This window comes from Terrabacter sp. LjRoot27, from assembly GCF_964254175.1.
Taxonomy (GTDB): Bacteria; Actinomycetota; Actinomycetes; order Actinomycetales; family Dermatophilaceae; genus Terrabacter.
Window position 1 is genome coordinate 3,367,402 of record NZ_CAXUSS020000001.1, and the last position, 14,582, is coordinate 3,381,983.

The following is a 14,582-nucleotide window of genomic DNA, read 5'->3' on the forward strand; positions in this document are numbered from 1 at the left end:
TACGAGCCATGTGCCACTCCCTACGCGGCGCGCGGTGCGCGCCTAATCGCTCCCGAGATGCCGGGCGGTGACCACCAGAGGGTGGCGCACTGCCCGACCCTCCGTCCTGAGCGATCGCTCCATGGGTGGGCCTCCTGGCAACGTCCGACGGGTGTCGGCCGTTGGGACGACGGTACGACTCGGGGGCGACACCGACGGGGATTGAGCTGCGACGTGTCGTCGTGTCGCAGAAGAGTTCACACGGCCGTAACGCCCCGGCCGCTCGAGGTGGCGGCAGGCGCTCGACGAGCCCACGGCATACGACCTCGGGGTCACTCCCGGCCGGGCTCGCGTGCGCCGGGCGGGCGGGCTCAGCGGTCGAGCTCGAGGTCGTCGAGGTCGTGGTGCTGGATCCGGGTCTCGCCCTCGTCGCCCTGGTACTCCGACGCTCCGCTCTCGTGCGTCACGTAGACGTCGTCGCCGACGACGTTGATCCCCTCGGCGTAGTAGGGGACCTCGGCGACGTCGCGCGCATCGCCCGAGTCGACGAGCCGGAAGCCGTCGGACTGGTCACCGTCGAAGGGCTGGTAGACGAGCTCGTTCGGGGAGATGCCCGGCTTGTCGCCCCACGACGTCGTGAAGAGCAGCCCGCCGTCGGTGGCGGCGACACCCTGGGCGTTGTTCGGGATCCGCTGCGGCCCCGACTGGTTGACGAGCGTGCCGGTCTCGTGGTCGACCTCGTAGCGGTAGAGCTCGGGGTAGCCGGGGCTGCTGTCGCCGGGCAGGACGGTGTTCTTGTCCCACTCCCCCACGTAGGCGTACCGGCCGTCGGGTGAGAGGTTCATGAAGCTGCTGACCGGGACGTCCTGCGAGTGCGAGGCGTTGACGGGCGTGCTCGGGTCGGCCGCGTCGATCTCGGCGCGGTCGTAGACGAGGACCTTGCCGCCGTCGGACACGTAGACCCATCGCCCGTCGGTCGCGACGCCGCCTCCGTGGCCGAGCTCGCCCCCGTCCTCGTCCTTGAGCTGGACGTAGGCCGTCTCGTAGCCGGTGCGCTTGTCCTGGATCGAGAGCCGTACGTCCTCGGAGGAGTCCCCGTGCTTCGCGTAGTACGTCGTGAGGAACTCGTCACGACCCGCGTCGTAGCCCTGTCCCTGCGGGATGCCCTCGTAGTCCTCGTCGCGCAGGTGGAGCAGCTCGGGCGGCAGCGTGCCGCCGAAGAGGGCCTCCATGAGCTCCGCGGTGACGACGGCCTGCCGCTCCTCCTGCGTGACGACGCCGTCGCCGTCGAGGTCGTAGCGTTCCCGGTCGGCGCGCGCCGCGGCCTGCGCCGCCGCGTGGCGGTCGGCGGCCGTGTGCGCCCAGCCGTCGGTGGCGCCGCCCTCGCCGCTCGCCCCGTCCTGTCCGGCGGCGTTGCGTCGCAGGGCCGCGGCCAGCGACGAGAGGTCGTCACCGACCCTCTCGAGCTGCGCCGCGACCGGTGGCCACCGGTCGAGCAGGTGGTCGAGGTCGCCACCGCCCCAGTGCCCCTTGAGCCCGTGGACGGAGCGGTTCGCCTCGGCGCGCAGCGACTCCAGGTCACGGGCGTGGGCGGTGAGCCGCTCGGCGCTGGCGCGCAGGGCCACGGGGTCGGACCCCTTGCGGTAGATCGCCATGGACGTTCCTCCCCCGGACGACCCCGGCAGGGTCGTCGCTGTCGCGCTGGTCCCCGCCCGGCGCGGCGGGGACCGGCGTGTGCCTCGTGGTGGCGCGTCCCGTCAGGCCCAGGGAGAGCGGCCCATGACGCGGACGTACTCGCGCTTCCAGCGCCATCGGACCGCGGCGATGGCCATCCCGACGACGCCGAGGATCCCGAAGATCGCGAGGATGAGGAAGGCGACGCCCATGGCGCCCTCGGCCCCCTGGTCGGCGCCCTTCTTGACCATGAAGAAGAAGATGACCCCGACGACGGTGAAGGCGAGGAAGAAGACGAACATCAGCGCGGGCTCGCGGATCTTGAGCGTGAGCAGCCCGCGCTCCTGGCTGACGTAGGAGAACGGCTCCTTCGGCGGCGTCGGGCCGGCGGGGTCCGTCTGGCGCGGCGTCGGGGCGCTCATGCGGGCACCGTCTCGGTGTAGAGGGCGGACACGGCACCCAGCAGGCCGTCGGCGTCGACGACCCCACCCGTGCCCGTGCCCGGCCCGGCGACGTCGGTGAGCGCCTCGTAGTCGCTGCCCGAGCGGCGGACCGCGAGGTTGGTGCTGCCCTCGAGGGTCTGCACCTCGAGGAAGACGCCCGCGTCCGCGTCGGCCGCGAAGCGCTCGCGCACGAGGCCGGTCACGAGCGCACCGGTGTTGCCGTCGCGCTCGCCGAGGCGGATGAACCACGACGCGAGCTGGCGCGGCTGCATGAGCGCGATGACGGTGTCGGACTCGACGAGGATCGCGAAGTCGGCCTGGCTGACGTTCTCGCCCACGAGGCCGATGCGGGTCCAGCGCGTGGCCGCGCCCACGGCGTACTCGACGAGGGCGGCGTTCGAACGCGACTCCGGCGTGCCGTCGTCGGTGACCGTGAGCCAGCCGCGCGAGGCGAGGCTGGAGGCGCCGGCGAGCAGGGCGGCGTCGTCGGCAGCACGGGGGTCGAGCATGAGCAGGCGGCGCGAGCGCTCACCGGCCGGGGTCTCGTGGCGGGCCATCAGGTAGGCGAGCTCGGCGGCTCCCAGCCCGAAGACGTCCTCGGGGAGCTCGAAACCCTCGAGCGGGGTGCCCTTCATCGGGTCAGCCATGGTTCTCCTCGGTCGTGGTCTGTGTGTCGTTCGCGGGATGGTCGTGCGGCCGGCGCGTGGGCCCTGTCGTCACGTCAACGATGCCGGGTGCCCCGAGGTTTCGCCTCCCGGGGCCCTCGGGACCGGTCAGAACGGCCACGCCTTGTCGGCGAGGTCGCCGATCGCGTCACCGGCGTCGGAGGCGAAGTCGCCCACCGCGTCGGCGGCGTCACCGGTGAAGTCGGTGATCGTGTCCCAGTTGTCGTAGACGAGCTGGCCGACCGCCATGCCACCGGCGGCGATGCCGCAGACGACGTCGACGGGAGGCGGCGTCATGAGCGCTGCGGCGCCGAGGCCGGTCATGACGGAGTCGTAGCCCGCGCGGCCGTAGTTGCCCTCGGAGATGTCGTTGGCGACGGTGAAACCACCGAACGCGACGCCGATCGGCCCCAGCGCCTTGCCGACGGTGCCGAGGGTTCGGGCGAGCGCGCCACCCTCGGCCAGGGACGGCATGAAGCGCGAGAGGGTGCCCCAGTTCTTCGGGTTGAGCGCGTCGCCGAACTCGGCGAGGCGGCCGGTGCCCCAGGCGTTCTTGAGGTTGGCGAGCAGGCCCGTCGCGCGGTCCCAGCTGCCGAGGTTGGACAGGAAGTTCTTGACCTTCATGCCGGTGCCGAGGAGGCCGACTGCCGTGCCGAGGCCCTTGATCGGGGTCCACAGCGACTTGAGCAGGTCGTAGCCGGGGATGCCGCCGTTGCCGCCACCGCCGCTGCCGCCGCTGCCGCCGGACCCGCCGGGGCCCCCACCCGAGCCCGAGCCGCCCTGGCCGCTCGTGCTGTCCTGCGCCCCGGCGTTGCGTCGCAGCGCCTCGGCCAGCTTGCCGAGGTCCGTGCCGAACTGCGTCAGCTGCGCCTCCACCGGCGGCCACCGGTCCATCAGGTGGTCGAGGTCGGCGCCGCCCCACTGGCCCTTGAGGGCGTGGACCGCACGGCTCGCCTCTCCCTTGAGGGTGTCGCACTCACGGGCGTGCCCGGTGATGCGCTCGGCCGACGCCCGCAGGGCCACCGGGTCGGCACCCTTCTTGTAGATCGCCATCTCTCGTACTCCCCTGACGTCGTCGCCGTGTTCGTCGTGCTCGTGCCGGCCGGCTCGGAGCGGTCTGTGCACGCCCCGGCGTCTCGGCCCACCCGCAACCTACGCAACCGCGCCAACCCGGACAATGGGGAGCACTCCCCACGGGTGCGGCGTGTCGCGGCCGCCCGTCCGGTCAGCCGAGCGGCCGGTCAGCCGCCGAAGCGACGGTGCCGGCCGGCGTACGCCCTCAGGGCACGGAGGAAGTCGACGTGACGGAAGTCGGGCCAGTACGCCTCGCAGAAGTAGAACTCGGACGTCGCGCTCTGCCAGAGCAGGAAGCCGCCGAGCCGCTGCTCGCCCGAGGTGCGGATCACGAGGTCGGGGTCGGGCTGACCCTTGGTGTAGAGGTGCTCGGCGATGTCCTCGACCGTGAGCTCCGCGGCGATCTGCTCGATCGTCTCGCCGTCGGCGGCGCGCGCCAGCAGCAGGTCGCGCACGGCGTCGGCGATCTCGCGGCGCCCGCCGTAGCCGACGGCGACGTTGACGGTCATGCCGTCGACGTCCTTCGTGCGCTCGGCCGACGCGCTGAGGCTTGCGGCCGTCTCGGGCGGCAGCAGGTCGAGGGCACCGACGATCTTGAGGTGCCAGTGCCCCGACTCGGCGAGGTCGGCGACGGCCGTCTCGATGATCTTGAGGAGCGGCGCGAGCTCCTCCTCGGCGCGGCGGAGGTTGTCGGTCGAGAGCAGCCAGAGGGTGACGTACTCGACGCCGGCCTCACGACACCACTCGAGCAGCTCCTCGATCTTGTCGGCCCCGGCCTGGTGGCCGCTCGCCGTCCCGGCGCCGCGGGCCCGGGCCCAGCGCCGGTTGCCGTCGAGCATGACGGCGACGTGTCGCGGGAGCGCCTCCCTGGGGAGGTCCTTGAGGACTCGGCGCTCGTACGCGCCGTAGACCACATCGCGCCACCCCACGGGGCCTCCTCGTCGACTCGCTCGTGTCTTCGCCGGTCACGGTCTGGCAGCCCCGGGCGGGCCGCGGTCCCACCGTACCGCTCGCCCATGGACGTGCCGAGGCGGTCGGGCGCGAGCCGGCGCGAGGCTTTCGTGAGGGCGTCGTGAGGGTCTCGTGAAGGCGCCCCCGAGCCACCGGCTCCCAGGAAACCTTGAACCTACGTTGCCGTAACTTACGGTCGCGTAGGTTACAGTGAGGCGATGAGCCGCACCCCCGAGCCCACCGCCGACCACGGCACCGAGGACGCGTCGAGCACCCCCGTCGCCGACCTCGTCGCGATCGTCAAGCCCCGCCTGCGCGGCTGGCTGCACCTCGCCATGTTCCCCGTCGCCCTCATCGGTGGCCTGGTCCTCGTGCTCGTCTCCGACCCCGGCTCGGTGCGCACGGCCTCGATCGTCTTCACGATCAGCGCGGCCCTGCTCTTCGGCGTCTCGGCGGTCTACCACCGCGGCACGTGGGGCCCCAGGATGTCGGGCCTGCTCAAGCGGTTCGACCACTCGAACATCTACCTCATCATCGCCGGCACCTACACGCCGTTCGCCGTGACCCTGCTGCCGGCCGACCAGGCCCGGCTGCTGCTGCTCGTCATCTGGGGCGGCGCCATCGCTGGCGTCCTCTTCCGGGTCTTCTGGGTCGGCGCGCCGCGCTGGCTCTACACGGCCCTCTACCTCGCGCTCGGCTGGGCCGCCATCTTCTACGTCGTGCCGTTCTGGCGCGAGGGCGGTCCGCTCATCGGCTCGCTCATCGGCCTCGGCGGCCTCATGTACACCGCGGGCGGCATCGTCTACGGCATCAAGCGGCCCAACCCGTGGCCCCGGTGGTTCGGCTTCCACGAGGTCTTCCACGCCTTCACGCTCGGCGGCTTCCTCACGCACTTCGCGGCCGTGACGCTCGCCGTCATCGGCTACCAGGCGGCCACCTGAGCCGGTGGCCTTCGGGGCCCTGCTCGACGGACATGACGAACGCCCCGGCACCGTGCCGGGGCGTTCGTCGTGTCCGAGGGCGTATGCCGCCCGCTGCGTCTCAGGGACGCGGCGCCTCGCCGGGCGCCTCGCCGGACGGCCGGGGGTCGTCTCCCGAGGCGTCCGCGTCGGGCTCCGGGGTGTCGGTCGCCGGACGCTCGTCCTTCGTCCCGTCGGCATCGGCGCCCGCGGCGAACTGCTCGGCGCGGTCCCGGTCGCGGTAGGCCATCCGGCGCAGCCGGCTGTTCATGTTGCGCACGAGGAACCACAGCGCGACCGCGAGGACGAAGAACGCGATGAAGCCCCAGATGCCGGGACCGATCGGGAGGTTGCCGCCGCCGCTCATCGGACGTCCGCCGTCGCGCTGTCGGACTCGGCGTCCTCGTCGGCGTGCGTGTCCGAGCTGTCGCCGTGGGCGCGACCGGACTCCTGCGCAGCCTCCTCCGGCTCGGGCTCGTCGGTGACGCGCCCGTCGTGGACGAGCTCGAGGTCGGTCCGGGTGGCGAGCGCGTCGGCCTCCGCGGGGGTCCCGAGACCGGCGAAGAGGTCGTCCTCGCCGTCGGTGATCTCGACGTACGACATCGCGGCCTCGAACTCCTCGACGCCCCACACCCGCTTCTGGATCTCCAGCGGCACCTGGAACCAGAAGCCGTCGGGGTCGACCTGCGTCGCGTGCGCCATGAGCGCACGGTCACGGGTCTCGAAGAACTCGCCACACGCGATCGTCGTGGTCGGGCGGCCCGAACGCCGCGGCTTCCAGTTGGCCAGCCACTCGGCATACGGGCTCTCGAGCCCCTCGGCCAGCATCGCGTCGTGGATCGCCTCGAGGCGGTCCTTGGACCAGCCGCCGTTGTAGTAGATCTTGAGCGGCTGCCACGGCTCCCCGGCGTGCGGGTAGCGGGTCGGGTCGCCCGCCGCCTCGAAGGCCGCCATCGAGACCGTGTGGCACATGATGTGGTCCGGGTGGGGGTAGCCGCCCTTCTCGTCGTACGTCGTCATGACGTGGGGGCGCCACGCGCGGATGACCCGCACGAGCGCCTCGGTCGTCACGTCGATGTCCTCGAGCGCGAAGCAGCCGTCGGGCAGCGGCGGCAGCGGGTCGCCCTCCGGCAGACCGGAGTCGACGAAGCCGAGCCACGTGTGCTCGCAGCCGAGCACGTCCTGGGCGGCCTTCATCTCGTCGCGCCGCACCTGGGCGATGTCGCGCAGGATGTGCGGGTCGTCCTTGAGCTTCTCGTTGAGGATGTCGCCGCGCTCGCCGCCGGTGCAGGACACGACCATGACGGACGTGCCGTCGGCGACGTACCTGGCCGTCGTCGCGGCGCCCTTGCTCGACTCGTCGTCGGGGTGCGCGTGCACCGCCATCAAACGCATGCCCTCGGCCACGTGGCTCCCTGTTCGTCGTCAGTCGTCGGTGTGGGGCGCGGGTGGCTGGTGTTGCCCGATGCCTCTCGGCGCCCGGGTCCCTGCGGCTCTCGCCGTGCCATGGGAGACACTGGACCCGACCGCCATCCTCTCACTCCCCCGCACCTGACGATGCGCGGGCTCGAACCGCCAGGACTCCGTATGCCGTCCCGCACGACCCTGCCCCGCCCCGCCCCCGGCCAGCTCAAGTGGTGGGTCGTCGGCACGGTCGGCATCCTCGCCGGTGTCGGCCTCGCCATCTGGTTCGGCCTGTCGTCCACGCTGGGGCAGCCGAGCTGGCAGACCCTGGGCTACAAGGTGGTCAGCGACCAGCAGGTGCGCGTCGACTTCCAGGTCTACCGGCCCGGTGGCACGGCCCTGACGTGCACCGTCGAGGCGCTCTCTCGCGACTTCGCGCCCGTGGGGACGAGCACGGTGCAGGTGCCGGCGAGCGCCGAGGAGACGACGAACGAGTCGGTGACGCTCCGCACGACCTCACGCGCGGTGACCGGCCAGGTCAGGACCTGCTCCTGACCCGGGCCTCCACGGCGGGCGCCCGGCGCGGAAATGCCGCGTGAACTGCACGTTTGCCGTTCATTTTGTTATCCTTGTTCCTTCATCCAGGGCCCGGACCCGTCGCCGACCGGCATACGCGTTGTCGACATCCCCGTTCGGGCCCTTCTTTTTGTGCAGGCGCCCACGCGGAGCACCGCGTGGGCGCTGTTCATCCGAGGAGTGACAACCGTGACCGAGACTGCCGCTGGCTTCCTGACCCAGGAGGCCTATGACCGCCTCAAGGCGGAGCTCGACCAGCTGACGGGCGAAGGTCGCATCGATATCGCTCGCAAGATCGAGGAGGCCCGCGAGGAGGGCGACCTCAAGGAGAACGGCGGATACCACGCCGCCCGCGAGGAGCAGGGCAAGATGGAGGCCCGCATCCGCCAGCTCACCGAGCTGCTCCAGACCGCGACGATCGGCGAGACGCCGCCCGACGACGGTGTCGTCGAGCCGGGCATGCTCGTGACGGTCGAGATCTTCGGCGACGAGGAGACCTTCCTGCTCGGCAACCGCGAGATCGCCGACGGCTCCGACCTGCAGGTCTTCTCCGAGAAGTCCGCCATGGGCTCCGCCATCAACGGCAAGAGCGTCGGCGACGAGACGAGCTACGAGGCCCCCAACGGCAAGACCATCGGCGTCAAGATCATCGCCGCGAAGCCCTACACCGGCTGAGCACCGCAGACGCCTGACGCACGGGCCGGGATCCCTACAAGGGGGTCCCGGCCCGTTCGCACACCCCCACCCCAACCGTCGAAAGGCCACAAACCGGGACGCGGCACCGCCTCCCCCACCGTCGAGAGGCCACAAACCGGGCCGGCCGGGCCGGGCGTCGCGGGCCTGGCGCTTCAGCCGCGACGCGGCCGTCGGAACTGCTGCGGCGCGTGGAACTGCGGCCCGGCCTCGTTGAAGGCCAACGTCTCGGGATCCCTGCCCAACGCGACGGCGAGCTCGATGAGACGCTCCTGCCGGTCCGCATCGACAAACACGTCGTCGCTCACGATCGGGATCACCGTCCAGTCGTTGCGCCGGAAACGCTCGAAGCGGATCTCGTCGGCCGCCTGCTGCTCAGCGGAGGAGTGCCAGCGGACCCCTTGGTACTCCCCGACCACGCGCTCCTTCCGCCACACGAAGTCACCACACCCCAGCCACTCGTCCGATTCGCTCACCACCGGCTCGTTGAGCAGGGGTTCGGGCAGCCCGGCACGAATGATCATCAGCCGCGCCCGGGTCTCCATCGCGGATGCCGACCCCACCCGAATCCGCGGAATGGCATACGTCAAGGTCACCTTGCCGCGAGGTCTGACCCTCCGTTCGACGGCTCGTCCGAGTGGTTCGACCGCACCGACGAGGTTCGCCACCGCGTCACCGGCCGCGATGAGGTCATCGAGACCAGCCGGCTTGCCGGCTCCCACCATCTCGCCGAGGTCGACCCAGGTGTCGCACGGATCGATGACCGGGAGGTCGTGGACGTAGATGGTCCGTCGCCACTCCAAGCCACGGTGACCGCACACCTCGTCGCGACGCATCCGATTGGACACCGTGCCCCGCATGATGTGCAGCTGGCAGTCGGCCTCCATCTGCTCCGCGACGGGAACGTCGAGGAGCTGTGCGGCCGTGACGTGAGAGAACGCGAACGGCCAGCGCGATGCCGCGGCGAAGGCACGTGCCCGCTCGAGCAGGTCCAGCGGAGGGTCGGTCGTTCGCACCCCGTGGGTGGGGCGCCACAGGTCGGCCCCGCGGAGACGGTCCTCCGTGACGCCGAGACCGAGGGCGTCCCGGACAGAGAACGGCCTGGCCAGCAGAGAGGGCGGCAACGACGGTTCCACGTCTCGACCATCGCGCGCTGAGGAGTGAGAAGGCCGACCCGCTCTCTGTCTTGGGGACAGTCCGCGCAGCCTCGGCGGGGGTGTGGACAGCCCCGGTTTGTGGCCTTTCGACGGTTGAGGACCTGGTGCCGGGCCCGGGTTCGTGGCCTTTCGACGGTCAGGGGATCTGGGTGGCTACGCGTTGGGCGAGGGGGAGCTCGGCGGGGTCGTCGGCGAGCAGGCCCGCCGCGAAGAGGAGGTATGCCGTGTCGACCGTCGCGCGGGCCGCGCGCGGCACCTTCCAGCCGCCGGCGTGGTCGGACAGGACCGCACCGAGCACGTGGTCCCGACCGGCCGCGTCGGTGTGCCGCAGCACTCCCCCCGACCCGACGAGGGCCGTGACGTTCGCGAGCGGCCGCGGCGACTCGGTCGGCTGGGCCGGGCGCGCGTGCCGGCGCACCGCGACGAGGGCCGCGAGCCGAGCCAGCTCGAGGTCGAGGCCCCGCTCGACGTCGTCGACGGGGAGCGAGCCGGGGCGCTCGTGGACACGGGTGGCATACGCCGTCAGCGCCTCGGGGTCGGCCACGGTGTCGAGCAGGTGCTCGGCCACGGCGGCCTCGACGACGTGCTCGGCGTTCCACCGCATGCCGAGGTCGCCCTCGACGGTGCGGGCGTGCCAGAGCGGCGCCACGACGTCCTTGCGCAGGCCGGCGTCCTCCCCCTCGGGCGTCAGGCACGAGTAGACGTCGGTCGTCGCGCCGCCGATGTCGACGACGAGGACGTCGCCACCGTCGGTCACCGAGGCCAGCACCTCGACGCCGCGCAGGACGACGTCGGGGGTCGCCGCCTCGACCATCTCGGCGAAGGCCGGGTCGCGCGAGAGCCCCTTGCCGCCGATGACGTGGCGCAGGAAGGCGTCGCGGATCGCGGCGCGGGCCGACTCCGGCGCGATGACCCCGATCTGCGGGAGCACGTTGTCGGCGAGGACCGTCGGCCGACCCGTCGTCGCGAGGACGGCCGCCGCCTCGTCACGGGCGTCGATGTTGCCGGCGACGACGACCGGCACCGCGTGCGCGCCGTGGCCGCCGATCGCGCCCTTGGCGAGCCGGCCGGCGTTGTGCAGCAGGACGTTGCCGTTGCCGCCGTCGGTGCCGCCGACGAGCAGGATCATGTCCGGTCGGGACGCCCGGATGCCCGCGACGTCGGCCGTCGTCAGCTCCCCCGCCGCGACGTGGACGACCTTGGCGCCGGCGGACAGCCCGACGCGGTGACCGGCCTGGGCCGTGACGGTGCGCTCGTAGCCGACGACAGCCAGCCGGAGCCCACCTCCGGCGCTCGAGCAGGCCCGCACCGTCGCGTCGTCGGGGACGTCGAGTGCGCCCCGCAGCGCCCGGTAGCCGTCGAGGATGTCGCCCCGGCCCTGCGTGCCCGTCGTCGGGGTCGACGCCGTGCCGAGCACGGTGCCGTCGTCGGCGAGGAGGGCACCCTTGGTGAAGGTCGACCCGAAGTCGACGGCGAGGATCGTCATGCGTGGTGGTCCGGTGTCGCGAGTGGTGCTCAGCCGTGGATGTCGAGCGCCTCGCGCAGGTCGGCGACGAGGTCGTCGACGTCCTCGATGCCCACCGACAGGCGGATGAGGTCGGACGGCACCTCGAGCTCGGTGCCGGCGACGCTCGCGTGCGTCATGCGACCCGGGTGCTCGATGAGCGACTCGACGCCGCCGAGCGACTCGCCGAGCGTCCACAGGCTCACCGCCGCGCACGTCTTGACGGCGGCGTCCTCGCCGCGACGCATCCGGAAGCTCACCATGCCACCGAAGCGCTTCATCTGGCGCGCCGCGACGTCGTGGTTGGCGTGGCCGGGCAGGCCCGGGTAGAGCACCTGGGAGACGCCGTCGTGGCCCTCGAGGAACTCGACGACCTTCTCGGCGTTGTCGCAGTGGCGCTCCATGCGGATGGCGAGCGTCTTGAGGCCGCGCAGGGTGAGCCAGGAGTCGAACGGGCCGGCGACACCGCCGATGCTGTTCTGGTGGAAGGCGATCCGCTCCTCGGCGTCCTCGTATCCGGGCACCGAGATGTTCGTGGCCGTCACGACGGCGCCGCCGACGACGTCGCTGTGCCCGCCGGAGTACTTCGTCGTGGAGTGCGTGACGACGTCGGCGCCGAGCGCGAGGGGGCTCTGGAGGTAGGCGGTCGCGAAGGTGTTGTCGACGACGAGCACCGCACCGGCCTCGTGGGCGATCGCGGCGATGGCCTCGATGTCGGCGATGCCGAGCAGCGGGTTGGTCGGGGTCTCGACCCAGACCATCTTCGTCTGCCCCGGGCGGATCGCCGCGCGGACCGCCTCGACGTCGCCCATGTTCGCGATGGAGTGCTCGACGCCCTGCGGCTTGGCGACCTTGTTGAAGTAGCGGTAGGTGCCGCCGTAGGCGTCGTTGGGCACGACGACGTGGTCGCCGGGGACGAGGAGCGCGCGGGCGACGGTGTCCTGGCCGGCGAGGCCGGACGCGAACGCGAAGCCGCGGCTGCCGCCCTCGAGCGCGGCGATGCACTCCTCGAGCGCCGTGCGGGTCGGGTTGGCCGACCGGCTGTACTCGTAGCCGTTGCGGAAGCCGCCGATGCCGTCCTGCTTGTACGTCGACACCTGGTAGATCGGGGGCACCACCGCTCCGGTGAGCTCGTCGGCCTCCTGGCCGGCGTGGATGGCGCGTGTGGAGAAGCCGTGCTCGTCAGACATGAGGACGAGCCTATGCCCTGGGCGACGGCCCCCTGACTCCCGTCGGGCTCCGCACCGCACCCGCCACGGCGGAGTTGCGGCGGAGGTCACCCGCACGTCTGCGATGCTGCCGTGGTGGCGCCCGACTTCGACTACAGCAACCGCAGCGAACGGCCGCGCGGTCCGGTGCTGTCGGCGCTCTCGACGGCCTTCCCCGGCATCCGCTCGGTCCAGGAGCAGGTGCTGCCGTATGCCGTGTGGTGGGAGTCCCACAACCGCGTGGCCGCCGAGGGCGGCGGGCCCCTGTGGGTCGCCCTCGGCGACTCGATGACCCAGGGCATCGGCGCGAGCGCCCCCGACCGCGGCTGGGTCGGGCAGCTGAGCGAGCGGCTCGCGGCGCGCGGGTGGGACCACCGCGTCGTCAACCTCGGCGTCAACGGCGCCCGGGTCGAGGACGTCCTCGACCGGCAGCTGCCGGCTCTCGAGGCCCTCGCCGCCGACGGACCGTCGCCTGCCCTCGTCACCGTCGTCATCGGCTCGAACGACGTCGTCGTGCGCCGCCACCGTCACGGCCTCGTCGAGCGTTTCGCCGCGATGCTCGACCGGTTGCCCGAGGGTGCGCTCGTCTCGAACCTGCCCAACCCGCACCGTGAGGCGCGGCTCGTGGACACAATGCTGCGCGAGCGCGCCGACGCCGGCCGGCGTGGCCGGCTCGCGTCCGACAAGTTCCACCCGAACGACCGCGGCTATGGCGAGATGGCGACCGTCGTGGAGCGCGCCGTCGACCGAGCCGGCCTCGTCGCCTGAGCCGAGCGGACGGCATACGCCCTCGGATTGCCTTGCGTGGCAGGCCTGCTCAGTCGAGCGGGTCGAGGATCCGGTGCAGGAACTGGCGGGCGCGCTCGGTGCGCGGCCGAGTCAGCACCTCGTCGGGAGTGCCCTGCTCGACGATGACGCCGCCGTCCATGAAGAGCACCTGGTCGGCGACCTGCTGGGCGAAGCGGATCTCGTGCGTCACGACGACCATCGTCCAGCCTTGTGCCGCCAGGTCCTTCATGACGACGAGCACCTCGCCGACGAGCTCGGGGTCGAGCGCCGACGTCGGCTCGTCGAAGAGCATGAGCTTGGGCTTGACGGCGAGCGCCCGGGCGATGCCGACGCGTTGCTGCTGGCCGCCGGAGAGCTGGTAGGGATAGGCGTCGGCCTTCTCCTCCAGCCCGACGAGTCGCAGCAGCTCACGCGCCTCCCGCTCCACCTCCGGGCGGTCCCGACGCTGTGCGAGCACCGGTCCGGCCGTGACGTTCTCGAGGACCGTCAGGTGCGGGAAGAGGTGGTGCGACTGGAAGACCATGCCGCTCTGGGCCCGGAGGGTCGCGACCTGTCGCTTCGTCACCGGACGTTGCGCGAAGTCGACCTCGACCTCACCGATGCGGACGACCCCGGCGTCGGCGACGTCGAGCGCGTTGAGCGAGCGCAGCACCGTCGTCTTGCCGGAGCCGGACGGGCCGATGAGGACGGTGACGCTGCCGCTCGCGACCTCGAAGTCGATCGACCGGAGCACCTCGTGGTCACCGAACGACTTCGCGAGGCCGGACACCGCGACGAGCGGGCCGGACTGTGCCGCAGTGGATTCCGCGGGCGTCGGGGGCGTGGTGGGCTCGGTCATGTCGCGACGTACCTGTTCTGTCGTTCCTCGAGGCGGGTCTGGACGAAGGAGAGGATGAGGCAGACGACCCAGTAGTAGACGGCGGCGACGCCGTAGAGAGCGAAGAACTGGTACGTCGGCGCCGCGGCCTCCTGCGCCACGCGGAGCAGCTCGGTGACCTGGATGGTCGACGCGAGCGAGGTGTCCTTGACGAGGGAGATGAGCGTGTTGGACAGGGGCGGGATGGCCGTGCGCGCGGCCTGCGGCAGGACGACCCGGCGCAGCGTCGTCACGTAGCCCATCCCGACCGTCGAGGCGGCCTCCCACTGGCCCTTGGGGACGGAGAGGATGGCCGACCGGATCACCTCGGCCGCATAGCCCCCGACGTTGAGCGTGAAGGCGAGCACCGCCGCCGGGAAGGGGTCGAAGCGCACGCCGAGGGCGGGCAGGCCGTAGTAGATGATGAAGAGCTGCAGCAGCAGCGGCGTGCCGCGGACCAGCGAGATGTAGACGCGCGCCACGGACGAGACCACGCGCACCGACGACAGCCGCATGAGGGCGACGCCGAGCGCGAGGACCAGTCCGAGGACGAAGCTGATGATGGTGAGCGGGATCGTCGAGGTCACCGTGGCCCGCAGCAGCGGGCCCAGCGAGTCGAGGATCAGCTGGGTCGTCTGTTCGTCCACGAC

Annotated in this window: 16 protein-coding genes; 4 read left to right on the top strand and 12 right to left on the bottom strand. The window is 71.8% G+C overall.

The features are described from left to right. Positions 1–350: 350 nt before the first annotated feature. From ACSQ2D_RS15570 to ACSQ2D_RS15590, 5 genes are all read right to left on the bottom strand, one after another. Positions 351–1,634 carry a hypothetical protein gene (locus tag ACSQ2D_RS15570; protein ID WP_435986841.1) on the bottom strand — a complete coding sequence of 428 codons (1,284 nt, stop codon included), beginning with the start codon at positions 1,632–1,634 and terminating at the stop codon, positions 351–353. Between the two features lie 102 nt (positions 1,635–1,736). Beyond that, entirely contained in the window at positions 1,737–2,075 is a 339-nt protein-coding gene (locus ACSQ2D_RS15575) for a hypothetical protein (RefSeq protein WP_435986842.1), read from the bottom strand. Next, the gene (locus ACSQ2D_RS15580; RefSeq protein ID WP_435986843.1) at positions 2,072–2,743 is read right to left on the bottom strand and encodes a hypothetical protein; all 672 of its coding nucleotides are present in this window, start codon (positions 2,741–2,743) and stop codon (positions 2,072–2,074) included. Before ACSQ2D_RS15580 ends, ACSQ2D_RS15575 begins: the two co-directional genes overlap by 4 nt. Before the next feature lie 126 nt (positions 2,744–2,869). Continuing rightward, a complete protein-coding gene (locus tag ACSQ2D_RS15585; RefSeq protein ID WP_435986844.1) occupies positions 2,870–3,814 on the bottom strand; it encodes a hypothetical protein in 945 nt (314 codons plus the stop codon). 188 nt (positions 3,815–4,002) lie between these two features. Further along, positions 4,003–4,764, bottom strand: coding sequence for an isoprenyl transferase (locus ACSQ2D_RS15590; RefSeq protein WP_435986845.1), 762 nt, complete (start codon positions 4,762–4,764; stop codon positions 4,003–4,005). 240 nt (positions 4,765–5,004) lie between these two features. Between ACSQ2D_RS15590 and trhA the strand changes: the two genes are divergently transcribed. Further along, positions 5,005–5,727, top strand: a complete 723-nt coding sequence (gene trhA / locus ACSQ2D_RS15595) for a PAQR family membrane homeostasis protein TrhA (protein WP_435986846.1) — start codon at positions 5,005–5,007, stop codon at positions 5,725–5,727. Between the two features lie 100 nt (positions 5,728–5,827). Here the strand turns inward: trhA and ACSQ2D_RS15600 are convergent, their stop codons facing one another. Together ACSQ2D_RS15600 and mca are read right to left on the bottom strand one after the other, a co-directional pair. After that, positions 5,828–6,112, bottom strand: coding sequence for a hypothetical protein (locus ACSQ2D_RS15600; RefSeq protein ID WP_435986847.1), 285 nt, complete (start codon positions 6,110–6,112; stop codon positions 5,828–5,830). Beyond that, positions 6,109–7,131 carry a mycothiol conjugate amidase Mca gene (mca, locus tag ACSQ2D_RS15605; protein ID WP_435986848.1) on the bottom strand — a complete coding sequence of 341 codons (1,023 nt, stop codon included), beginning with the start codon at positions 7,129–7,131 and terminating at the stop codon, positions 6,109–6,111. The genes ACSQ2D_RS15600 and mca overlap by 4 nt, the downstream gene beginning before the upstream one ends. Before the next feature lie 201 nt (positions 7,132–7,332). Between mca and ACSQ2D_RS15610 the strand changes: the two genes are divergently transcribed. Beyond that, complete coding sequence (locus ACSQ2D_RS15610) at positions 7,333–7,704, top strand: DUF4307 domain-containing protein (protein WP_435986849.1); 372 nt, start codon at positions 7,333–7,335, stop codon at positions 7,702–7,704. Positions 7,705–7,914: 210 nt separating this feature from the next. Beyond that, positions 7,915–8,400, top strand: coding sequence for a transcription elongation factor GreA (greA, locus tag ACSQ2D_RS15615; RefSeq protein ID WP_435986850.1), 486 nt, complete (start codon positions 7,915–7,917; stop codon positions 8,398–8,400). 173 nt (positions 8,401–8,573) lie between these two features. Here greA and ACSQ2D_RS15620 read toward each other — a convergent pair whose 3' ends face one another. From ACSQ2D_RS15620 to ACSQ2D_RS15630, 3 genes are all read right to left on the bottom strand, one after another. Next, positions 8,574–9,554 (bottom strand): hypothetical protein, encoded by a 981-nt coding sequence (locus tag ACSQ2D_RS15620; protein WP_435986851.1) that lies wholly within the window; start codon positions 9,552–9,554, stop codon positions 8,574–8,576. 157 nt (positions 9,555–9,711) lie between these two features. After that, a complete protein-coding gene (locus ACSQ2D_RS15625; protein ID WP_435986852.1) occupies positions 9,712–11,061 on the bottom strand; it encodes a glutamate mutase L in 1,350 nt (449 codons plus the stop codon). Between the two features lie 29 nt (positions 11,062–11,090). After that, positions 11,091–12,269, bottom strand: a complete 1,179-nt coding sequence (locus tag ACSQ2D_RS15630; protein ID WP_435986853.1) for a cystathionine gamma-synthase — start codon at positions 12,267–12,269, stop codon at positions 11,091–11,093. Between the two features lie 114 nt (positions 12,270–12,383). On the opposite strand from ACSQ2D_RS15630, the gene ACSQ2D_RS15635 reads away from it, so the two are divergent. Further along, positions 12,384–13,055, top strand: a complete 672-nt coding sequence (locus tag ACSQ2D_RS15635; protein ID WP_435986854.1) for an SGNH/GDSL hydrolase family protein — start codon at positions 12,384–12,386, stop codon at positions 13,053–13,055. Positions 13,056–13,104: 49 nt separating this feature from the next. Here ACSQ2D_RS15635 and ACSQ2D_RS15640 read toward each other — a convergent pair whose 3' ends face one another. Beyond that, positions 13,105–13,914: an amino acid ABC transporter ATP-binding protein gene (locus tag ACSQ2D_RS15640; protein WP_435986855.1), complete on the bottom strand. Its 810-nt coding sequence runs from the start codon at positions 13,912–13,914 to the stop codon at positions 13,105–13,107. Beyond that, the gene (locus ACSQ2D_RS15645) at positions 13,911–14,579 is read right to left on the bottom strand and encodes an amino acid ABC transporter permease (RefSeq protein ID WP_435986856.1); all 669 of its coding nucleotides are present in this window, start codon (positions 14,577–14,579) and stop codon (positions 13,911–13,913) included. The genes ACSQ2D_RS15640 and ACSQ2D_RS15645 overlap by 4 nt, the downstream gene beginning before the upstream one ends. Between the last annotated feature and the right edge of the window lie 3 nt (positions 14,580–14,582).